The sequence below is a fragment of the Zobellia uliginosa genome, from assembly GCF_900156625.1.
Classification (GTDB): Bacteria; Bacteroidota; Bacteroidia; order Flavobacteriales; family Flavobacteriaceae; genus Zobellia; species Zobellia uliginosa.
Map to the genome: position 1 here is coordinate 594,088 of NZ_FTOB01000003.1, position 20,241 is coordinate 614,328.

General features: G+C 42.8%; 22 protein-coding genes. 13 read left to right on the top strand and 9 right to left on the bottom strand.

Going from position 1 to position 20,241, the window contains the following annotated elements; translation table 11 throughout:
• Positions 1 to 81 precede the first annotated feature (81 nt).
• From BW980_RS11040 to BW980_RS11090, 11 genes are all read left to right on the top strand, one after another.
• Positions 82 to 2,058, top strand: a complete 1,977-nt coding sequence (locus tag BW980_RS11040) for an alpha-ketoacid dehydrogenase subunit alpha/beta (protein ID WP_076455266.1) — start codon at positions 82 to 84, stop codon at positions 2,056 to 2,058.
• Between the two features lie 140 nt (positions 2,059 to 2,198).
• The gene (locus BW980_RS11045; protein ID WP_076455267.1) at positions 2,199 to 2,681 is read left to right on the top strand and encodes a lipocalin-like domain-containing protein; all 483 of its coding nucleotides are present in this window, start codon (positions 2,199 to 2,201) and stop codon (positions 2,679 to 2,681) included.
• Between the two features lie 10 nt (positions 2,682 to 2,691).
• Positions 2,692 to 3,387: a YiaD family glycine zipper/OmpA-like lipoprotein gene (locus BW980_RS11050; protein ID WP_076455268.1), complete on the top strand. Its 696-nt coding sequence runs from the start codon at positions 2,692 to 2,694 to the stop codon at positions 3,385 to 3,387.
• A gap of 90 nt (positions 3,388 to 3,477) precedes the next feature.
• Positions 3,478 to 4,599, top strand: coding sequence for an NAD(P)/FAD-dependent oxidoreductase (locus BW980_RS11055; protein ID WP_076455269.1), 1,122 nt, complete (start codon positions 3,478 to 3,480; stop codon positions 4,597 to 4,599).
• On the top strand, positions 4,600 to 5,304 hold the full coding sequence (locus BW980_RS11060; protein WP_076455270.1) for a methyltransferase domain-containing protein: 705 nt from the start codon (positions 4,600 to 4,602) through the stop codon (positions 5,302 to 5,304).
• A 16-nt stretch (positions 5,305 to 5,320) separates the two neighbouring features.
• A complete protein-coding gene (locus BW980_RS11065) occupies positions 5,321 to 6,376 on the top strand; it encodes a type III polyketide synthase (RefSeq protein ID WP_076455582.1) in 1,056 nt (351 codons plus the stop codon).
• 34 nt (positions 6,377 to 6,410) lie between these two features.
• Positions 6,411 to 7,187 carry an enoyl-ACP reductase FabI gene (locus BW980_RS11070; protein WP_076455271.1) on the top strand — a complete coding sequence of 259 codons (777 nt, stop codon included), beginning with the start codon at positions 6,411 to 6,413 and terminating at the stop codon, positions 7,185 to 7,187.
• A gap of 53 nt (positions 7,188 to 7,240) precedes the next feature.
• The gene (locus BW980_RS11075) at positions 7,241 to 7,684 is read left to right on the top strand and encodes a 3-hydroxyacyl-ACP dehydratase FabZ family protein (RefSeq protein WP_076455272.1); all 444 of its coding nucleotides are present in this window, start codon (positions 7,241 to 7,243) and stop codon (positions 7,682 to 7,684) included.
• Positions 7,677 to 8,951, top strand: a complete 1,275-nt coding sequence (locus BW980_RS11080; protein WP_076455273.1) for a beta-ketoacyl-[acyl-carrier-protein] synthase family protein — start codon at positions 7,677 to 7,679, stop codon at positions 8,949 to 8,951. Before BW980_RS11075 ends, BW980_RS11080 begins: the two co-directional genes overlap by 8 nt.
• Before the next feature lie 36 nt (positions 8,952 to 8,987).
• Complete coding sequence (locus tag BW980_RS11085; protein WP_013995706.1) at positions 8,988 to 9,242, top strand: phosphopantetheine-binding protein; 255 nt, start codon at positions 8,988 to 8,990, stop codon at positions 9,240 to 9,242.
• A gap of 1 nt (position 9,243) precedes the next feature.
• Positions 9,244 to 9,672 carry a hypothetical protein gene (locus tag BW980_RS11090; RefSeq protein WP_076455274.1) on the top strand — a complete coding sequence of 143 codons (429 nt, stop codon included), beginning with the start codon at positions 9,244 to 9,246 and terminating at the stop codon, positions 9,670 to 9,672.
• A gap of 42 nt (positions 9,673 to 9,714) precedes the next feature.
• On the opposite strand, the gene BW980_RS11095 is transcribed toward BW980_RS11090, so the two are convergent.
• Positions 9,715 to 10,671 carry a TerC family protein gene (locus tag BW980_RS11095; protein ID WP_076455275.1) on the bottom strand — a complete coding sequence of 319 codons (957 nt, stop codon included), beginning with the start codon at positions 10,669 to 10,671 and terminating at the stop codon, positions 9,715 to 9,717.
• Positions 10,672 to 10,789: 118 nt separating this feature from the next.
• Complete coding sequence (locus BW980_RS11100; RefSeq protein ID WP_076455276.1) at positions 10,790 to 11,302, bottom strand: YceI family protein; 513 nt, start codon at positions 11,300 to 11,302, stop codon at positions 10,790 to 10,792.
• Between the two features lie 149 nt (positions 11,303 to 11,451).
• On the opposite strand from BW980_RS11100, the gene BW980_RS11105 reads away from it, so the two are divergent.
• Together BW980_RS11105 and BW980_RS11110 are read left to right on the top strand one after the other, a co-directional pair.
• Entirely contained in the window at positions 11,452 to 11,769 is a 318-nt protein-coding gene (locus BW980_RS11105) for a hypothetical protein (protein ID WP_139327656.1), read from the top strand.
• 445 nt (positions 11,770 to 12,214) lie between these two features.
• Positions 12,215 to 12,553 carry a hypothetical protein gene (locus tag BW980_RS11110; protein ID WP_076455278.1) on the top strand — a complete coding sequence of 113 codons (339 nt, stop codon included), beginning with the start codon at positions 12,215 to 12,217 and terminating at the stop codon, positions 12,551 to 12,553.
• 531 nt (positions 12,554 to 13,084) lie between these two features.
• Here BW980_RS11110 and BW980_RS11115 read toward each other — a convergent pair.
• The 7 genes from BW980_RS11115 to BW980_RS11145 all read right to left on the bottom strand — a co-directional run bounded on the left by BW980_RS11115 (position 13,085) and on the right by BW980_RS11145 (position 20,082).
• Positions 13,085 to 13,582 carry a GNAT family N-acetyltransferase gene (locus tag BW980_RS11115; RefSeq protein ID WP_076455279.1) on the bottom strand — a complete coding sequence of 166 codons (498 nt, stop codon included), beginning with the start codon at positions 13,580 to 13,582 and terminating at the stop codon, positions 13,085 to 13,087.
• Positions 13,579 to 13,869: a type II toxin-antitoxin system TacA family antitoxin gene (locus BW980_RS11120; protein WP_076455280.1), complete on the bottom strand. Its 291-nt coding sequence runs from the start codon at positions 13,867 to 13,869 to the stop codon at positions 13,579 to 13,581. Before BW980_RS11120 ends, BW980_RS11115 begins: the two co-directional genes overlap by 4 nt.
• A gap of 344 nt (positions 13,870 to 14,213) precedes the next feature.
• Entirely contained in the window at positions 14,214 to 15,602 is a 1,389-nt protein-coding gene (locus tag BW980_RS11125) for an FAD-binding oxidoreductase (RefSeq protein WP_076455281.1), read from the bottom strand.
• A gap of 55 nt (positions 15,603 to 15,657) precedes the next feature.
• A complete protein-coding gene (gene mddA / locus BW980_RS11130) occupies positions 15,658 to 16,395 on the bottom strand; it encodes a methanethiol S-methyltransferase (RefSeq protein ID WP_076455282.1) in 738 nt (245 codons plus the stop codon).
• A 135-nt stretch (positions 16,396 to 16,530) separates the two neighbouring features.
• The gene (locus tag BW980_RS11135; RefSeq protein WP_076455283.1) at positions 16,531 to 17,622 is read right to left on the bottom strand and encodes a nickel-binding protein; all 1,092 of its coding nucleotides are present in this window, start codon (positions 17,620 to 17,622) and stop codon (positions 16,531 to 16,533) included.
• Positions 17,623 to 17,804: 182 nt separating this feature from the next.
• Positions 17,805 to 18,314, bottom strand: coding sequence for a hypothetical protein (locus BW980_RS11140; protein WP_076455284.1), 510 nt, complete (start codon positions 18,312 to 18,314; stop codon positions 17,805 to 17,807).
• 250 nt (positions 18,315 to 18,564) lie between these two features.
• Entirely contained in the window at positions 18,565 to 20,082 is a 1,518-nt protein-coding gene (locus tag BW980_RS11145; protein ID WP_076455285.1) for a hypothetical protein, read from the bottom strand.
• Positions 20,083 to 20,241: the final 159 nt, after the last annotated feature.

A 20,241-nucleotide genomic window follows, 5' to 3' on the forward strand; every position in this document is an offset into this window, starting at 1 on the left:
TTATATATAACAAATCGAGCGTCAGATGTGGTATTTTTGTTACATTTAGCTGCTGAAATCCAAAAAGACACCCCCTGCATTATGCACTATGCCAAGCATCAACTTACTGAAGAGACCTTGTTTAAGCTGTACAAAGACCTCTTGCGGCCGCGAATGATCGAAGAGAAAATGTTGATCCTGTTGCGACAGGGCAAGATTTCCAAATGGTTCAGCGGTATCGGTCAAGAAGCCATTTCCGTAGGGGTGGTGAACGCCTTGAACCAAGATGAGTATGTGTTGCCCATGCATAGGAACCTCGGGGTGTTTACTACTCGTGGTATTCCCTTGCACCGCTTGTTTGCGCAATGGCAGGGCAAAATGAGCGGCTTTACCAAGGGGCGTGACCGGAGTTTTCACTTCGGGACCCAAGCGTATAAGATTGTAGGAATGATCAGTCACCTTGGTCCGCAATTGGGTGTGGCCGATGGAATAGCCCTAGCGGCTAAGCTGCAACAAAAGAAAACCGTTACCGCGGTCTTTACCGGTGAGGGCGGTACGAGCGAGGGCGATTTTCACGAGGCCCTGAACATTGCCTCGGTATGGGACCTGCCCGTAATCTTTTGTATAGAGAACAATGGATACGGACTTTCCACCCCGACCCGTGAGCAATACAACTGCAAAAACCTAGTGGATCGGGCTCTGGGCTATGGAATGGAATCGTATACGATTAATGGCAACCATATTGTAGAGGTGTATACCAAGCTAAAGGCCATTGCCGAAGATATTCGGGAAAACCCGCGCCCCGTATTGATCGAGTTCAAAACCTTTCGTATGCGTGGACACGAGGAGGCCAGTGGTACCAAATACGTGCCCGAGGAATTGATGGCGGAATGGGCAAAGAAGGATCCCATTACAAATTACGAAGCCTTTCTTTTGGATGAGGGTATATTGACCCCCGAAAAAATTGAAGCCCTACGTACCGAAATCGACGGCCAAATCAACGACCATTTAAAACTCGCCTTTGCGGAAGCCGAGGTGGAATCGGAAGAAGCACAGGAACTTTTCGATGTGTATGCGCCTTTTGGGGAGGAAGCCGTCGAGCCAGGGAAGATTGTTGAGCGGATTCGCTTGGTGGACGCCATTTCCAACGGCTTGCGACAGTCTATGGAAAAACACTCCAATCTGGTCATCATGGGGCAAGACGTAGCCGATTACGGAGGGGTATTTAAGATTACCGAAGGGTTTATGGATGCTTTTGGGAAAGAACGCGTTCGAAACACCCCCATTTGTGAATCGGGAATCGTTTCAACGGCTATGGGACTTTCCATTAATGGTATGAAGGCCGTGGTCGAGATGCAGTTTGCCGATTTTGTAAGCAGTGGATTTAATCCCGTGGTCAACTACTTGGCCAAATCGCATTATCGCTGGGGCGAAAAGGCCGACGTGGTCATCCGTATGCCCTGTGGGGGCGATGTGGGGGCGGGACCCTTCCATTCGCAGACCAACGAGGCCTGGTTTACCAAGACTCCGGGACTCAAGGTGGCATACCCGGCCTTTCCCTATGATGCAAAAGGCTTGTTGGCCACCGCTGTAAACGACCCCAACCCCGTGCTTTTCTTCGAACACAAGGCCTTATACCGCAGTGTATATCAAAATGTGCCGACGGATTATTATACGCTTCCCTTCGGAAAGGCGAGTGTCTTGAAGGAAGGTACGGACGTAAGCATCGTTACCTATGGTGCGGGTGTACATTGGGCCTTGGCCACTCTGGAAAAGCAAGCCCATATCAGTGCCGACCTAATCGATCTAAGGACCTTGGCGCCCTTGGATATCGAGTCGGTATATGCCTCGGTAGAGAAAACCGGAAAACTAATCATTCTCCAAGAAGACAGCCTGTTCGGGGGTATAGCCAGTGATATTTCGGCCATGGTTACCGAAAACCGCTTCACCTCTTTAGATGCGCCGATCAGGCGCGTGGCGAGCTTGGAAACACCGATTCCCTTCGCTAAAAACCTAGAAGACAATTATTTGCCAAAATCCCGATTTGAAAAGGCGCTACAAGAACTTCTGGCGTATTGATACAAGGCAAAAATCTTAGGTTTTGCGGCTGTAGGAAAACCCTCGAAACATTATTTTTGCAGTATTAATAATTGTTTAACGCTTTTAAGACAACAAATCGATTGTCTTAAACGTATATAGGCAAACCTTAAATCAAAATTATGATCAAAAATAGTGTATTGATGCTCGCACTGGCTCTGGTAGTGGCATCATGTTCCCTATCAAAAGAAGTGCGTGAACAACGTAAGACCATCAATGGTACATGGCTTTTAGAAGATGTTGGCTATGAAGGTGATGGAGGCTCTTTTAAATCTATGCTTTTTAACGATGCCAACGGGTTTTGTTTTGAAGGCAGTAAATGGTCCTTTTTGGAAAACAATAGTACGGGGAGCTATACCATACCCACGAGCAACAGTATTTGTCCCGGAGGCGCTCGAAACATCAGGTGGTCGGTGCTTGAAAATGAAAACGGCAACGATAAGTTGCAATTCAAGTTTATCGATGAAAAGAAAAAGGACTTGTATGGGAGAACGGGATATCGTCTAGAAATCCTATCCCTCTCAGATTCGCAAATGAGGTTGAAGTCCGACGTAAATGTCGATGGGAGTCCGGTTTCGGTTATCTATAATTTCGTAAAACAATAAGATCAGCAATATGAAAAAGCTCGTAATAAAATCAGCGTACATTATCATGGCCATGACTATGGTCGTAGGGTGTAAGACTATACAGAATGCCAATAACAAGCAAAAGGGAGCCGTAATAGGTGCCGGTAGTGGTGCCGCCATCGGTGGAATTATCGGAAACAATGTCGGGGACGGAAACAATACCGTATTGGGTGCGATCCTTGGTGCCGCTATCGGTGGGGTTGCCGGTGGTTATATCGGTGATCGAATGGACCGTCAGGCGGAACGTATCGAGGAAGAGATTCCCGGGGCGGAAGTTAGCCGTGTCGGTGAAGGGATCAACGTAACCTTTAACGAAGATGCCGGGGTTTATTTCGAAACCAATAAATCCGCCGTGCAAGGTACGTCAAGAACGACTTTGAACAGTATGGCCAAAATCTTAAAGGAATATCCTAAATCAAACGTATTGGTCGAGGGGCATACCGATAGTGCGGGGCCTGAAGATTACAACATGAACCTATCGAAACAAAGGGCTACCTCGGTAACGAATTACTTGATTTCACAAGGTATCGACAGGAGCCGCCTAGAGACCAAATGGTACGGTGAGACCCAACCTGTAGCGGATAACGATACCAAGGAGGGCAAGGCCAAAAACCGAAGGGTAGAATTGGCTATCGTGGCCAGTGAGGCGCTTAAGCAAGAAGCAAAACAAAAGGTAAAAGGGTAAGGGACTCGTTCTTAACCCATTCCATATATAGAAAAAATACCGGCAGCTCCTGTCGGTATTTTTTTTGTTTAAAATGACTATCTTCCAATAGTGAAGCATTTTGACGTCATCATTGTTGGGGGAGGTCTGGCCGGATTAACGGCCGCCATTCATTTGGCAAAGGCGGGTCATCAGGTGGCCCTCTTTGAAAAGAAGCCCTATCCCCATCACAAGGTGTGTGGCGAATATGTCTCCAATGAAGTGCTTCCCTACCTCAGGCGCCTAGGGGTGGATCTCAAGGATTTTGGTGCGGTCACTATCGACCAACTAAAGTTCTCCACCGCCAATGGGGCGGTGTTAGAGCTTCGGTTACCCCTGGGCGGTACCGGCATTAGTCGCTATGCCCTGGATCATTTGCTCTATCAAAGGGCGGTGGACTGTGGGGTGTCTTTTGTTTTTGGGGCCGTGGTTTCGATTGAGTTTGAAAAATCTATATTTGAGTTAGTTACGGAAAAAGATTCAAGGTATACTTCAAAGGTTGTGATAGGGGCCTACGGCAAACGGAACGTGTTGGATAAGCAGCTGGACCGAAAGTTTATTCGGCAAAAATCCTCTTGGTTGGCCGTTAAGGCACATTATCAAGTTGAAGGCTTTCCGGAGAACCAGGTGGGGCTCCATAATTTCAAGGGCGGTTACGGGGGGCTCTCAAAGACGGAGTCGGGAGCGGTGAATTTTTGCTACCTCACGTCTTATGATAGTTTCCGGAAGGAAAAGGATATTGGGCAGTTCAATGCCAATGTGGTCAGCGGCAATCCGTTTTTACGCGATTTTCTCGCCGATGCCCTTCCCTTGTTCGAGCAGCCTTTGACCATAGCCCAGATTTCCTTCCATCCGAAACAACCCGTAGAAAACCATATTTTGATGTGTGGCGATACGGCGGGCTTGATCCATCCCCTTTGTGGTAACGGCATGGCGATGGCCGTTCATAGCGCCAAAATAGCTTCGGGGCTCATCGATGCCTTTTTAAGGCAAGGCTTGAGTCGTAAAGCTATGGAGCGTGCCTATAGAAAGACCTGGAACCGTACCTTTAGGAAAAGATTATGGGCCGGTAGACAGTTGCAGGGATTGCTGTTGCATCCCACTTGGTCGGAAAGGGCGATTGCATATGTCGTAAAATGGCCCTGGCTCTTGAAACGGATGATTCGATTTACACATGGGAAACCGATACACTAGATGGCTGATTTTTTAAAAAGGAATAGGGAAACCGAGTTAATGGACGATCTGTCCCTAGACGAAACACGTCTTAATGCCGTATTGTTGGATATCGATCGGGCCAATCGCCTGTTGAACGGGAACAATTTGACCATAAAAGCCCTAGGAGCCTTAATATCGGAACACCCGAGGGAATCATATACGATTTTAGATATGGGTTGCGGCAACGGAAGTATGCTTCGATCCGTAGTTTTATGGGCGCGAAGGCGGAAAATTTCCATAGCATGTATAGGGGTGGACCTGAACGGGAAGAGCTTGGTCCTCGCTCGGGAGCAATCGCGTGATTTTCCTGAAATTACATATTTAAAACAAGATATTTTGGCCTTGCGGCCCGACGAATTGCCTTGTGATATTTTGCTTTGTACGCTCACCATGCACCACTTTAAAGATGAACAGATTCCCCGGTTTTTGGACCAATTTTCCAAACTGGGCCGAATCGGTTTTATTATTAACGATTTGCAGCGTAGCGTTTGGGCGTATTACCTTTTTAAAGTCTTTAGTACTATTTTTATACGCACGGATATCGCCAAGCGAGACGGACTCACCTCGATTAAGAGTGGGTTTGTCAAGGGGGAACTGGAGGCCTTTGCCAAAGAATTGCCCCAAATGAGGCATAGTATTGAACAAAAATGGGCTTTTAGGTACCTATGGCTGGCCCAACATTAACGACCGACTTAAATATATGAATGAAGTTCGAATAGTAAAAGCGGCCAAGCAATTGCCCGATTATAGCAAGCCTACGGAAGAAATATTGCCCCTTGTCAACCTGTGGCTTTCAGGGCAAGAAGACCGTTTTAGGCGTAAGGTGATAAAGATTTTTGAAGGGGCGGCCGTAGATCGGCGTTACAGTATTATGGCTCCTGAGGAGGTCTTTACCGCCACTTCCTTTGAGGATAAGAACGCCATTTACGTACGCGAGGTAAAAAAACTGGGGAAGAAGGTTCTGGAAAAGGCCTTAAAGGCCAGCGATTGGCAGGCCGATAGTTTGGATTATATCATCACCGTGAGTTGTACGGGTATTATGATCCCTTCCTTGGATGCCTATTTGATCAACGATCTGGGCTTGCGGCAAGATGTCGTTCGGCTTCCGGTAACGGAAATGGGCTGTGCCGCCGGGGTATCGGGCTTGATATATGCCTATAACTTTTTGAAGTCCCTTCCCGGAAAGCGGGCCGCGGTCGTTGCGGTTGAGAGTCCTACCGCCACCTTTCAGTTGAACGACTTTTCCATGGCCAATATGGTAAGTGCCGCCATCTTTGGCGATGGGGCCTCTTGTGTGCTCTTGTCTTCCGAGGCCGAGGCCGAGGGACCAAGGATCAAGGGAGGCGAAATGTACCATTTTAAGGATGCTACCCACCTCATGGGCTTCGACCTGACGAATCACGGACTCAAAATGATCCTCGATATTGCGGTGCCGGAAACCATTGCGGAGCATTTTCCCCTCATCGTACATCCCTTTTTGGAAAAACATGGTACCTCCATAGCTGCCGTAGACCATCTGATTTTCCATCCCGGGGGAAGGAAAATCGTTCAAACCGTGGAGGCCCTTTTTGGGTCCATGGGAAAAAATATAGACGATACCCGGGAGGTGCTGCGGCTCTATGGGAATATGAGCAGCGCGACCGTGCTTTACGTATTGGAGCGTTTTATGGACAAGGGATTGAAGCCGGGCGAACAAGGTCTTATCCTTAGTTTTGGGCCGGGATTCTCGGCGCAGCGGGTATTGTTGGAATGGTAGGAAAATCACGAACATAAACGAAATAAAATTGATCATGGAACAGTGGGTGCTTATTCTAGGGGGGAGTAGTGGATTGGGATTGGCCACGGCAAAAAAAATGGCCGCCCATGGCTATTCTATCTGTATTGTACATAGGGATAGAAAGCTTGATTTAGAAGAAATTAACTCCCATTTTCAAAAAATCACTTCAACAGGGGTGAGGCTCTTGAGTTTTAATGTCGACGTCGTAAATGCGGAAAGAAGAAGGGAGACCATCGAGGAAGTGAAACGGGTATTGTCCCCTTCCGGGAAGATTAAGGTGCTGGTGCACAGTATTGCCAAGGGAAGCCTGAAACCCATGCTTTCTGATGAAGGCCCCGGTTTGAACCGTCAGGATATCGAGATTACCTTAAACGCCATGGCCTTAAGTCTCTACGATTGGACCAAGGAGGTCTACGGTGCCGGCCTATTCGACAAAGATGCCCGTATCTTGGCCTTTACCAGTGAAGGCAGCAGCAGGGCCTGGGAGGGTTATGCAGCCGTTTCAGCGGCCAAGGCCAGTTTAGAGGCCTTGGTAAGGAGCATAGCCTTGGAATACGCCCCTAAAGGCATTAAGGCGAATTGTATACAGGCCGGTACTACCGATACCAAGGCCTTTCGTATGATTCCCAATAGTGAGGTGTTGAAGGAAAATGCCGTAAAGCGCAATCCGAACGGGCGTTTGACCCTGCCGGAAGACGTTGCCAAGGTGGTCTACCTTTTAAGTACCGATGAGGCCCAATGGATTACCGGTACCGTCATCAAGGTAGATGGTGGGGAGAGTTTAAGGTAGTTTAGGGCGTAGCGTAAAACAGTAAAGATCAAAACATAATAGAAGCTCAAATAATGGACCATAGCCATATCATAGACCAATTGCCCTATGCGGAACCCTTTCTGTTCGTTGACGAGCTCATTGCGGTCGATGAAAACGGAGCCAAGGGCAACTATACCTTTTGTAAGGATTCGTATTTCTATAAGGGGCATTTTAAGGACTTTCCCGTAACCCCGGGTGTTATCTTGACCGAATGCTGTGCGCAGATCGGCTTGGTATGCCTGGGTATCTTTTTACTGGGGCCGGAAGCTTCCAAGGGAGTGGAAATCGGACTCAGCAGTACTCAAATGGAATTTTTGCTTCCTGTTTTTCCGAATGAAAAGGTAAGCGTAAGCTCCCAAAAGATATATTTTCGCTTCAATAAGCTGAAGTGTAGCGTAAAAATGCATAATTCCCAAGGGAAGCTGGTCTGTAAAGGTGAAATATCGGGAATGCTCAAAACCCATACGTATGCGTAGAAGAGTAGTGATTACGGGAATGGGCGTATGTGCGCCCAATGGAATAGGCCTAGGGGCCTTTGCCGAGGCCATGGCCGACGGTAAAAGCGGTATCCGCTTCCAACCCGAGTTAAAAGAGCTGGAATTCGGCTGTCAGATTGCGGCCCAACCGGAACTTACCGAGGAATTGCTCGCCCGATACTTTACGCCCTTACAATTACGGGGGCTGAATGCCACGGGCATTATGTACGGGGTAATCGCCGGAAGCGATGCCTGGAAAGATGCCGGCTTGGCGATAGCCGAAAAGGAAGCGCCGGATTGGGACAGTGGTGTCCTTTTTGGGTCTGGGACCTTGGGCGTGGCCAAGTTTCGGGAAGCCATTCATCAAATAGATGCAAGGAACGTGCGCCGATTGGGCAGTACCAGCGTCATACAGACCATGGCCAGTGGGGTAAGCGCCTATTTGGGCGGTATTTTGGGATGCGGGAATCAGGTCACCACCAATTCCTCGGCCTGTACCACGGGAACCGAAGGCGTTCTTATGGGTTATGAACGCATCGCACAGGGGCAGGCCGAACGAATTTTGGTCGGAAGCTGTAGTGATAGCGGTCCCTATGTCTGGGCGGGTTTTGATGCCATGCGCATCCTTCCCCGGCAGTACAATGAGCGTCCGGAAGCGGCCAGTAGGCCCATGAGTGCCTCCGCAGCGGGATTCGTACCGGGCAGTGGGGCAGGGGCCTTGCTCTTGGAATCCTTGGAAAGCGCCCAGGCCCGCGGTGCCCATATCTATGCCGAAATCCTGGGCGGTGCGGTTAACAGCGGTGGCCAAAGGGGCGATGGCAGTATGACCGCCCCCAATAGTGAAGCCGTACAACGCTGCATCTTACGGGCAATCGGCAATTCGGGTATCGATAGCGCCGATATCGATGCGATCAACGGACATTTGACGGCCACGGGCAAGGATGCCCTGGAAATCGCCAATTGGAGTGCCGCATTAGGGCGCTCGGGAACGGATTTCCCTTATATCAATTCGTTCAAGGGCCATTTCGGACATTGCCTGTCGGCCGCGGGGAGTATCGAATGTGTGGCGGCCGTGCTTCAGTTTGAAAAGGAAACGCTTTTCGGAAACGTGAATTGCGAAGACGTGCATCCTGAAATATCAAAGATCATAGACCAGAGGGCCATCCCCCAAAAAAGTAGGGCTTATACGCCTTCAATTTTGGCAAAAGCCAGTTTTGGTTTTGGCGATGTCAATGCTTGTGTTATTTTTAAACGGTATACGGATTAAAACGAAACGTATAGAACTAGAATCGACTTGAAAATTATGGAGGAAGAGACAAAGTACAATAAGCTAAAAGACATAATAAAGGTGTATTTGCCCGAAGATGTTTCCGTCGATGCCATTGGCTTGGAAAGTAATTTTATCAGCGAGCTCAATATCAATTCGGCCAATTTGGTAGATATTGTACTCGATGTGGAAGACGAGTTCGATATTATGTTGGAGAATGCCGACATGGATAAAATGCAAACCGTAAAGGATGCGCTCGGTATTATCGACGCCAAACTTGAAGCCAAATAAAATGATAGCTGAGTTTTTGGCCTGGGCAAAATCCAAACTTTTGGTAGATAGGCGTTTATTGGCGCTCTATTGTATTGTTTATTTCAGTTGGGGCATGGGGATGAACTGCTTCGGTACCGCGATGGAAATTGCCAAGTTCACCTACTGGTGGCAGGTAATCAGCTGTTACATTTTATATATGGTGCCCATATCCTTGTTACTTAGAAAGCTTCCCTTTCACGCCCAATATGCCTATGGACTGGTAGCGATGGGGTTTTTGGAATTCGGGGGCTATTGTTTTGGTACTTCCTATGCCTATCCCGATAATTTAATGGACCAATTTTTTGGTATCCGGAACTTCAGTTTGGCGATGGCCTTGTTCTTTGCGCTTTACTTTCCCCTGGGTAATTGGGGCGTAGGCAAGTTGTACAGGGCCTTGTTCAAAAACTGAAGGGCCAAGGCCCCGTTTTTTCCTTTATCCCGACCAATGGATCTATTCCTCATTCCCTTCTTCCTCCTTGGCAGGAATAAGGAGGGAGGCCCCTATACCCGCTAACAAGGAGACGGATATCACAGCGAGGGACAACCATTCGGGGAGCTCGATTTGATGTGAGAACAGCATTTTCAGTCCTACAAAGGCCAGAATGACCACAAGGCTATAGTTGATAAACCTGAATTTCGCCAGCATCCTCGAGATCAAGAAATACATGGAGCGCAAACCTAAGATGGCCAATATGTTGGAACTGAATACGATAAAAGGGTCTGCCGTGATGGCCAAGATGGCGGGAATACTGTCCAGCGCAAATAATACATCGGTCAGTTCTATGACTACCAAGGCCACAAAAAGCGGTGTAGCCGCGTTGAGTCCCCTTTTTTTGATAAAGAAATCATGGCCGTGCATGGTAGAGGTAATGGGGTAGACCCGTCTGATCTGTTTGAATACCCAGGAATCTTTGGGGTTGAAGTCCTCATCGTCCCCTTTGAGCATCTTATAGGCCGTCCACAACAAGAAGAGGCCGAAGACGTAGATGATCCACTCGAATTTGGTGATCAGGGCCACACCGAAGAAAATCATCAATCCCCTAAAGACGATGGCCCCCAAGATACCCCAAAAGAGTACCCGGTGCTGGTAGAGGGCCGGTATCTTAAAGGACGAAAAGATCACCGCGATCACAAAAACGTTGTCGATACTGAGCGATAGCTCAATAAGGTAGCCGGTAATATATTTTAGAACGGCCTTGTTGGGGGTGAGGTTTGTGGGGTTTTCGACCATGCCGCTGGAAAACAGCCAATAGATGACGCCGCTAAAGGCAAGGGCCACCGAGACCCAAATAGCCGTCCATATAGCCGCTTCCTTGCTTTTTATAACGTGTTCGTGTTTGTTGAACACACCGAGGTCAAGCGCAAGAAAGAAGATGATCAGAGCAATAAAAAGGATCCAAACCCACATAATACATAATTTTTACGGCTGCGAAGATAATTCATTTTTACGGTTGTTGAAATGCGCAAAAGCGAAAGGATTTGATCCATTTCAAGGCAGGTTCCGAAATTGTGAAGGACGTGTGGATTTAAGGGGCCAGGTTAAGGTTGATTTGAACAAGGACCTTGTTGTCGGCCCTTTCCTTTTTTATGGCAATGCCGAAATCGGAGGAAAATAGGGTAGTGCTGCCCACCCATTGTGCATCTTTTTTTATAAAGTCGATCTGGATGGTTTTGGAGACTCCCTTTAAGGTAAGCTTTCCGGTGGCCGTAATGCCCTTTTCGGTTTCGCGGATCGTCTCGCTTTCAAAAGTAATATCCGGAAATTCGTCCGCATTGAAATATTTGCTTCCCTTTAGGGACCAGTCCCTTAAAAAATTACCCGTCTTTAGGGTGGCCACGCTTACCGAACCCTGGAGTTTTGATTGGACGATATGATCGAGGTCGATGTGCGAAGTGGACTTGAAGCCTGAAATACTGCCTTCGACATCTTTGGAAACGAAGGTAAAGCCGATATCGGCCGATACGATCTCGGTAGTCTGTGCGCTAAGGCAAAAAAGATTGGCGGTGCAGAGAACGAAGGTGATTAGAAGTGCTTTCATAAGGAGGAAAATAGTGGTATATAAAGGTAAGCTATTTCAAAATATCGGTAAAATGGCGGGAAATACCGCCCAATACGAATGTAAGGGGGGAAATAGAAGCCCTGACCAACAATTTACTATCTTCGTAAAAGAACCTATATGAAGCAGTTATGAAAAATCATCTTTTGCTGATTACTGCCTGTGTCTGTATGTACGCAGGGGGAGTATCGGCCCAAGAGAAACCAGTGGAAGTTACCAAGTACACGGTAATGGAGCGCTTTGAGCCCGAATTGATATTGAGTGCCAAGGAGCGGGAGCAATTAAAGGAAGAGCGTATTGCCGAAGTAAAACGCCGCCGGGAAATTTTAGATACCCTTAGCATTTCGGAAAGAAAAAGGGAACGATTGTTACAAGACCTGATCAAGGACCCGTTTTCGAACCGTTTGTCACGTACCATGGCAGAAATCGAGTTCGAGGACGAAGAATAAACATAACCACCTAAATAGGAGATGCCCTTAAGGAGCCCAGTGCTTTTTAGGGGTATTTTTTTAAATTTTCGGGAAGGGCTGAAGGTAATTCTGACGTTTTGGCCTTGAAAAACACAGGTATTTTTATTGATTTTAGATGATTTATGGTGCTGATTTGTAGAATTCTAGAAAAATATGCGAAAAAATAAGGGGTGATACGGGCCGTGGTGCGGACAATTTTATTGTAAGTAAATTCTTAACATAAGAGCTTATTTTTCAGTTGATTATCGGTTGATAACTTCTGTATAAAAAATGAAGATTTTGCTTGGGACATAGTATAGCAAAGAATATAAATTTCATGTTAAATGTTGATTATGTGGGTGTTAAGCCTGTTTTTTTTGAGGGATTTTTCTTAACTTAGTAAGGAACACGAAAGCATCTCATCAACCCTAAAAATCTTTGTACTATGACAACACTCGAGCGAAGCAGACCCAGATTAGAAGAAAATGAAAAAAATGCAATTGTTGTTAGGTTAGAACGCAATCAAAAGGATTTGATACAGTTACGAACCAAATTGAATTCCTACCGATGCGAGCCTAAAACGTACAGTTTGTACGAGAGTATAGAGAACTTACGTTCTAAAATGGATTCTTTAAGCCATACCAACCGTGAAATTATTTCTTCGTTAAAAGATACCCGTAAAGCTGTAAACGCGCATCTAGAGCGCGCTAAAAGGCAATTGGCGGAGTTCAGGAGACTTAACGAAGGCGTCGATGAATATTTGAACATTTGTTCAAGCCATTAACTATTTGCCTATTTTGCTTAAGCGTTTACGCTAGTTTGTAATGTTTGGTTGGGTCTTTGGGAAACCTGGATTTAACCAAACATTATTGTTTTATTCACATGGCATCGCACCGTTGAAGCCATCACAAGAAGAAGGGAGGCCTTTTTTAGCACGCACCTTTAAATTTCATAAAATATTTTAAAAGTTTGAATTCTCCTGTTTAGTAGGGCCTTTGAAATACTCTATTTTACATAATATAAATTATAGTACATTTTGGTACATTTCGTAAAACGGCGGATGCTTGCATTTTACATAATTGCAGATATGACCTTCGCGTCAGCGAATCATATCGTCAGCCATTATGTAAAAGCCGTTTTATCGGTTTTTATCGCGTATATCAAAGGAAACCAACACGCTAAGTAAACGGCGCATGCTTGCATTTTACATCATTGCAGGGCCGCTACCAATCGCTCGTCCCGATTTTACATCGGGATCGCCAGTGCTTGCCAGCGCGAAGCATAAATTTCTAAGCACTTGCTATCGTACATATCTTTAAAATAGTTGTTGAACAGTCTTCATAGGTAAAAACATTTTACCACTGTCAGGAAGCTTTATGAAACCATATTTTGAGTAGAAGTTTTCTGCGTCTTCATCGATTGGATCTACAATCACGGCAAATGACCCAATCTCTTTTGAAATCAAATTACTCCTTTTAAGTGCTTCAATTAGAAGTAGTCTCCCAAGACCGTTTCCCTTGAACTTCTTGCCAACTGCCAACCTTCCTAATAAAGCTGTTGGAATTGAAGTGTATGACCTAGGAAGCTTTTTTTTAAAGCTTTCGGGAACATGTTCAAGAGGAATTCCATTATTTGACAAGGTATAATATCCTTGTACTATTTTATCTTCCCCAACAAAAACAAAGCAAGCCGATAATTTTCTTTTGACATCTTGGCTTGCTTGTTTCTGAATATAATTGTCGAGCATTTCTTTTCCGCAAGAAAACTCCTTTTTAATATGAGAACTATCTAAGACTTCTGTTAGGAAACTCATTTTGAAACTGATTCATTGTAGTGTTTGGCAGCTTCAATTAAACTATCATTAGGTTTACCTGCATTAACAATAGCATCAAAGAAAACTTCGCTATCTTTTTCACTTTCAATAACTTTTTCCCAATCGCTAACAATTAATTTTGCTTTTTCTTGAGTAGCAGATATAACAAAATCAGTCAGACTGCGAAAGCCTCCTAAACTAGCCGCCCTCTCAAAAAACGCTTTTTGCTTCTTAGGAAGTCTCGTATCGAATCGAGCTTTCTCTTCGTTAGTCGCTTTTGTTTTCATGATTATTTTTTTTAAATGTACGTGTATTTTCCGTACCAATCAAATAGTTGTACGAATCTTTTCCGTACAAAATATAGCGGCTATTATAAAACCTATGTTTTAAATAAGGTATTCATGCATCTCATAAAAATATTCGATGTCACTCCCCTCCTAGCGTCGGCTCGTTTAATAAGTGTTTACTTTTTTTATTTAATTGTTTTTTAAAGGTATTCGTGAATGCGTCGCATTTCATTACCTTTTGAGAAGAAACTTTTTAGAAAGAAAACAACAACGAAGGTGGTAAGAACTTTGCCTGCGCACCATCGCGCTCAAATACCAAAATCCAATTCTTTTTTAAAAACACACTAACTAGGCCTTATATTCTGATTCACCCGAAAGAAATTTTCCGGATCGTATTTGCTTTTTATGGCCACTAATCTATCATAGTTGTGTCTATAACTGGCTTTAATGCGATCTTGACCTTCATCCATCATAAAATTTGAATAGGCTCCACCTGCGGAGTACGGATGCAAGGCCTCATAATACGATTTACACCAATCGGTAATTTTGCTTGCATTTTTAGGATCTATATCTACTCCTAAATATACACCTGCATATTTGGCATCTCTATACGCCCATGGCGTATCTTCGGCTCCTACCCTACTGGCTGCCCCGGTAATGGGGTATAAATGCATTTGAGAAAGTACTGTTGGTATTGCTGTGCCAAATTTTAGATGTTGGGCCCTTATATTGGCGTCTAATTCATTAAAAAAATCGGCTCTCCAATACCATTGCAATCCTGCTGGAAAGAATCCATCGAACATCGTTTGTAATGCGGGATAGGGCATTTCTCCAACATGTGCGAAAATGGGATTACGATCTAATACGGGCTTAAAAATAGAATCAAATCGATCAGGATCCCCAGTATAACACCAAACAATGCCACAAAACTTTTTATTATGTAATTCTGCCGGAAATGGGGATTCGGGAATCACCATAGTGCTTATAAATCCGTTTAAATCTTCTGGAGCTTCTTGAATAAAGCTGTCATACCACGCCATGATTTCTTCGACCCGTTCAATGGGCCATAAGGTTGGTCCGCCCATAAGCATGTTAACAGGGTGTGCCTGAAACGTAAACGATGTTATAACACCAAAATTTCCGCCTCCACCACGAATGGCCCAAAATAAGTCGGTGTTCTTGGTAGCGTTAACGGTAACAAAAGTACCATCGGCCAAGACCATTTCGGCTTCCAATAAATTATCTATGGTGAGTCCATATTTTCGGGTTAAATATCCTATACCGCCACCAAGTGTTAATCCACCAACACCGGTCGTTGAAATCATTCCGGAAGGCACAGCCAAACCATGGGAATGCGTTACTTCATCTACTTCATTCCATATATTTCCACCGCCTACTTTTACGGTATTATTTGAGGTATCAACGTTGACAAACTTTATGCCTGATAAATCGATGACCAAACCGTCATTGCATACCCCTAAGCCTGCACCATTATGTCCTCCTCCTCGTATGGCCACCAAAACGTTGTTGTCCCTTCCAAAATTTACGGCAGCTATAACATCATCAGCATCTTGGCACATGGCGAATACCCCAGGATGTTTATCGATCATACCATTATACACTTTACGTGTTTCATTATAGTCTAAATCCGTTGGTAAGATCAGCTTTCCTTTTAATTGGGAAGCAAAGGCTTTTAGGATGTTGGGAGTGATTTCTTTTACTGAATTTTTCATATGCAATGCCTATAATATTTGTTATTGGAGGTTACACCTTAAGGAATCTTCCTTTCTATTTTGTGCTTTTTGAAAAAGGAAGCAACATAGGTACATTTTTTTGGTATTCTTCGTAGTCTTTACCATGTATTTTGCGTAGATCCTTTTCTTCTAAATACTTGACAGCTATTAAAATGTATACCGTAGTAATTACTGCAAAAATTAAATGGCCTACTGTCATTAATGGTGTTGCCCAAAATGCAATGATAAACCCAAGCATTAAGGGATGTCTTACTATTTTATATAAAAAATTGGTTTGAAATTTTGGCGATTGGGAAGTTCTATTTTTAAAGTTGTCGAATATTTGCGTCAAGCCAAACAATTCAAAATGACTGATCATAAATGTAGAAAGCAAAACAATGAGCCAACCAAGAGCTGCTACTCCAATAATTATCCATACCAATAAGCTGTTATCGATTTCCCAAACCACGGTATTAATAGGTTGCCATTTCCAAAATAGTAATAGAAGTGCTAAACTCGTTAATAAAATATAAGTACTTCGTTCAGCAGGTTTTCCTATAATCTTGACCCACCATGCTTTAAAAGTCGGTCTAGCCATTACGCTATGTTGAATCGCAAAGATGCTTAACAAAACAAGATTTATTAAAATTGCTAAAAAACCTGTGCCTTCAGTAGCTGAGTTAATGGTTTTAGGCACTAAAAAACCACTTACAAACCCTATGGCATACAGAAATGAAATTAAGAAAACGAGGTAGGCTATAAGGCCATAAACAAGAATGATAAACTTTTTCATTTTTATTGGTTCTAAAATTAGTAGGGACTAAAAGTAGTATAGAACGGTATTCTGAAAATCTACATTTAGACCAAATAATTGTAATTTTAGATCAAACAAATTTTTAAAGCAACTTTCTGTATTTCAGTGTTTTATTTAATCACTATGGAGGTTTGACGGTAAAATGCCATATTTTTTATAGAAACATTTAGAAAAATACGAAGGACTACTAAACCCTGTTTGATAGGCTATTTCAGAAATGTTACCATCTTGTTTTTCCAATCTTTCCAAGGCTTTATTTAAACGGTAATCCCTCAAGAACATATTTGGGGATTTGCCCACTAATTGCATCATTGTTCGGTATAATTTGGATTTACTGTACCCTAAATTTTCTTCAAAATCGTTAACATTTGTTGTAGGGTTTGACCATATTTTTTCAGTATAATCCATTAAACGCGTCATAAAATCTTCTTCCGTACTATTTAAAACACGCACCGATCTATTTTCTGAGATTGGAATATTCTTATTTTCTCCTTCGTAGAGGTTCTTAACTTCTGTAGTGATAAATAAATCGTTTTGGGCAATTGCACTCAAATAATTGGAGGTTTTAATAGTATCTTCAAAAAGGCCGTCCTTTTCCGTAACTGGAATTCCAGCACTAATTCCTATCTTAAACTCTAAATCTGGAGTAATAACACTATTGCGTAATTCTTGAATTTTAATTCCACAATTAATAGCATCCGTAACAACTTTAAAAGACATCATAAAGGAATTTGCTTCTTGCTTTACCAATCTTCCATTATTATGGGATGTTAAGGTGTTTATAGAAGTAGTATAACCTCTAATAGCCGCTTTTAAGGTGTTCTTTTCAGAAACTCGAAGCGTTTTATTTTTTATTTTAACGACCATAATACTTCTAAAAGCTGGATCGTTAATAATGTTCAGTTTTGTGTTTTTTGATTTTTTAGGATCTTCTATACGACCTAAAAAAGATTCTACGATAGTATCATTCACTTCAATGATACGTTGTGGCACGGCACCATGCGAATTTTGATGTAAATCAATCACAGACTGTCTATCTGGGGCATCGATCAAACAAAAGGCTGTTTGCCTTATTTCATCGCACCAATAGGTTAATCCGCGACAATTATATTTGTGTTCGATATCTAAATCAGCTTGGTGCATTTCTGCAACATGTTTTGGGGAAACACCTTCAGGAAGGTCATGGAAATCCATAAATATTGGCATAGGTGCTTATTTTGAAGCGTAATGAATACGATCTGTTAAGGGGGGAGTTTTCTAAATTACGGAATATTAAGGGAATATCTTTTAGGACTGGTCGGAAATGTATTGGTTTATTTCCATTCCGCACACATATTATTTCCCTAGCTATCGGGCCACCCATAAAAAAAATCACAATCTTTCTTGGTTTAGAAGGCGCCTTTATGGACCGCTTCGTGCCAAACAAAATCATTTAATTCGTATTCGCTACCGTCAATGGTTTGAATATTCATCTCCAAATAAAGAAGATAGTCATCACTTTTACCGGGATGGCTGCAATCTACGTAGCCTTCCCTATCTGGAAAGTTCAGTACAGGAGCATAAGTAAACACCTCTCCGGGGCCTGGCACAAATGCCGATCGTACTACCAGCCTTATGGTGGTCTTGGTCGCTTCAACACTTTCGGTAACTTTCATTCCTTCCCCTGTACTTGAATCCGTTGAAGTATTGCGTAAGACTAGCTGTTCGAAATAACTCGCAGGTAAGTCGTTCATCGTGTTCGTGGCAAATTCTATGATCAGGTTTCCAGAGGCATCTTTTTCCACTTTGTCGATATTTATCGAAATAAAGGTGTCGCCAAAGCGGTCACAATTGTCTTTCCAACAACTGGATACTTGAAAGGCAATTACTAACAAAATGAACATGTTCTTGGTTCCCATAAAGCTTGTTTTACGATTATATATCGTTTTATGAAAATGAAGAAAGAAGGTTAACAACCGGGGCTACATATACGCTCATTTACCTGATTTTACGTATCCATCAAAGCTTAGGCTATCAGGCCCAAGAGGGCATTAGCATCTTAAATCATCAAATGTAGGTTGCTGGTTTTGATGGTAGTATTACAATGGGAAAGCCATTCCATATATGTCCGCTTCCCTCCTGTTGACGGCAGGTAAATTGGCAATGTGACTATTTGATATTAATAGGTAATCCTATTCCTATTCCGAAGCGTAAATCATTATCTGGCTGACTAGGGTCAAGATTTAAATCTGTTCTATCAAGAAATGTTTGAATGGTTAAAAGAGGTTTGTCCTTTTCTTTATTCTTTAAGCTAAACAACACGCCTAATCTCATTGGGTACATTTCTATATTGTCTAAGGTACTCCCTCTATTAAATCGTATATTTTCATATCCTATTTTGCCAAATAGTCCTACTGGGACTTTAAAAGGATAATAATAGGCTTCAAGAGAAAGGGAACTACTAAAACCATATTCAAAACCAGAATCTCCAATAAAAGCAGTATCAGAATTCGTGAAAATTACAGGGTTACCGTTTACATCACTTCCAAGTGGAGTATTTATATTTAAAGTACTATTCTTAAAATTTGAAAAATTAGAAGCTCTACCAAGAGAGGTAGAAAGCCTAATAAATAGATTCTCAGGTTTGAAGATGCTTTTTGAAGCCTCTCCCTTTTCTAAGCTATAATTCACAGACAAAGTTATCCCATAAATATTCCCTTTTTCACTAGTAAACATGTCTTTAAAACTTTTAGAATCGTCATAGGAAAACCTCTTTAAACCTTGCCTTTCATAAAAGGGACTTATACCCAAAAAGACAATATGATTTCCCGCCCATAGAGTCTCTGCATTTTTAAGTTCTGTAGATATTATAGAATCTCTTAAGCCTTTTAAAATAGTTATTCTTTTTGCTCTAAAATCCTTAAGAGTTTTATTTTGGCCTGCTTTCTCCTTTTTACTAGTGTCATCCTTTTTTTTACTATCCTTAGTATTTTCTTTGTCAGTCTCTTTTTCCTTTAATCTAATTGTAAACCCATCCTCTTTTAGCTCATAAATTGTCTTGTCGAATACAGATTCTTCTAATACTTTAAATGCTTCAGCTTCTTGGTCATTGATATGATATCCAATTAAATATTTTAATTCTTCAATGACTTCATCCTCATCTTCAACTCCATTTTTATTCTTCTCTTCTGATAAGAATTGAATCTCTATTTCTTCAACTGCTTCCTTAAGCTTATTGTATTCAGATAATTGCTTATGCAAAATCTCTACAATCTCTAATTTGGAGGTTAATTTGTCAATTCTTTTCTCTTTGTAATATTCTGAAAAAGAACATACATTTTTGTAAAAGTTAAATGTGATTTTTCCTTGGTCACTTCCTTTTTCTTGATCTAGGAAAAAAATACCATTGCTAGCTGCTAAATCAGCTTCAACCGACAACACACCCTTATTTCCGGAATACAAAAGGCCACTTATTTTTACGTTAGTTTTCTTTTCGTTGACAACGGCACTAATACCTTGTTGCGGCGAATTATCACCTAGCAACAAGAAATTTAAGTGTTTAGAAATTTTGCTGCTATAGGCGCTATTGCTGACTGGCTCTTCTTTCTTTTTGATAATTACATCCTGAGAAAGGCCAAATTTTGTAAAGATTAAGCAATAGAAAAGAGTGCAAACTAGTTTTTTCATGTCTATAGTATTGTTGGGTCAAAATCAATAAGGAACTTATAGAAATAAATACTACTAATGAGTATTTAAAAATGGGGAAGAAAAATGTAAGAAGTCAATCTTTTTGGGTATTTAAATGTATAAAAATCAACATCTTAAGTAAATACCCACTTTTGGGTA

Excerpts from the sequence above, each read along its gene's own strand:
- BW980_RS11140 (WP_076455284.1), bottom strand. The coding sequence starts at position 18,314 with ATGGGAACCAAGAACATGTTCATTTTGTTAGTAATTGCCTTTCAAGTA.
- BW980_RS11085 (WP_013995706.1), top strand. The coding sequence starts at position 8,988 with ATGGAGGAAGAGACAAAGTACAATAAGCTAAAAGACATAATAAAGGTG.
- BW980_RS11145 (WP_076455285.1), bottom strand. The coding sequence starts at position 20,082 with ATGAAAAAACTAGTTTGCACTCTTTTCTATTGCTTAATCTTTACAAAA.
- BW980_RS11050 (WP_076455268.1), top strand. The coding sequence starts at position 2,692 with ATGAAAAAGCTCGTAATAAAATCAGCGTACATTATCATGGCCATGACT.
- BW980_RS11115 (WP_076455279.1), bottom strand. The coding sequence starts at position 13,582 with ATGAGTTTCCTAACAGAAGTCTTAGATAGTTCTCATATTAAAAAGGAG.
- BW980_RS11125 (WP_076455281.1), bottom strand. The coding sequence starts at position 15,602 with ATGAAAAATTCAGTAAAAGAAATCACTCCCAACATCCTAAAAGCCTTT.
- mddA (WP_076455282.1), bottom strand. The coding sequence starts at position 16,395 with ATGAAAAAGTTTATCATTCTTGTTTATGGCCTTATAGCCTACCTCGTT.
- BW980_RS11105 (WP_139327656.1), top strand. The coding sequence starts at position 11,452 with ATGAAAAATCATCTTTTGCTGATTACTGCCTGTGTCTGTATGTACGCA.
- BW980_RS11045 (WP_076455267.1), top strand. The coding sequence starts at position 2,199 with ATGATCAAAAATAGTGTATTGATGCTCGCACTGGCTCTGGTAGTGGCA.
- BW980_RS11100 (WP_076455276.1), bottom strand. The coding sequence starts at position 11,302 with ATGAAAGCACTTCTAATCACCTTCGTTCTCTGCACCGCCAATCTTTTT.
- BW980_RS11060 (WP_076455270.1), top strand. The coding sequence starts at position 4,600 with ATGGCTGATTTTTTAAAAAGGAATAGGGAAACCGAGTTAATGGACGAT.
- BW980_RS11095 (WP_076455275.1), bottom strand. The coding sequence starts at position 10,671 with ATGTGGGTTTGGATCCTTTTTATTGCTCTGATCATCTTCTTTCTTGCG.
- BW980_RS11065 (WP_076455582.1), top strand. The coding sequence starts at position 5,321 with ATGAATGAAGTTCGAATAGTAAAAGCGGCCAAGCAATTGCCCGATTAT.
- BW980_RS11080 (WP_076455273.1), top strand. The coding sequence starts at position 7,677 with ATGCGTAGAAGAGTAGTGATTACGGGAATGGGCGTATGTGCGCCCAAT.
- BW980_RS11110 (WP_076455278.1), top strand. The coding sequence starts at position 12,215 with ATGACAACACTCGAGCGAAGCAGACCCAGATTAGAAGAAAATGAAAAA.
- BW980_RS11120 (WP_076455280.1), bottom strand. The coding sequence starts at position 13,869 with ATGAAAACAAAAGCGACTAACGAAGAGAAAGCTCGATTCGATACGAGA.
- BW980_RS11075 (WP_076455272.1), top strand. The coding sequence starts at position 7,241 with ATGGACCATAGCCATATCATAGACCAATTGCCCTATGCGGAACCCTTT.
- BW980_RS11135 (WP_076455283.1), bottom strand. The coding sequence starts at position 17,622 with ATGCCAATATTTATGGATTTCCATGACCTTCCTGAAGGTGTTTCCCCA.
- BW980_RS11040 (WP_076455266.1), top strand. The coding sequence starts at position 82 with ATGCACTATGCCAAGCATCAACTTACTGAAGAGACCTTGTTTAAGCTG.
- BW980_RS11090 (WP_076455274.1), top strand. The coding sequence starts at position 9,244 with ATGATAGCTGAGTTTTTGGCCTGGGCAAAATCCAAACTTTTGGTAGAT.
- BW980_RS11070 (WP_076455271.1), top strand. The coding sequence starts at position 6,411 with ATGGAACAGTGGGTGCTTATTCTAGGGGGGAGTAGTGGATTGGGATTG.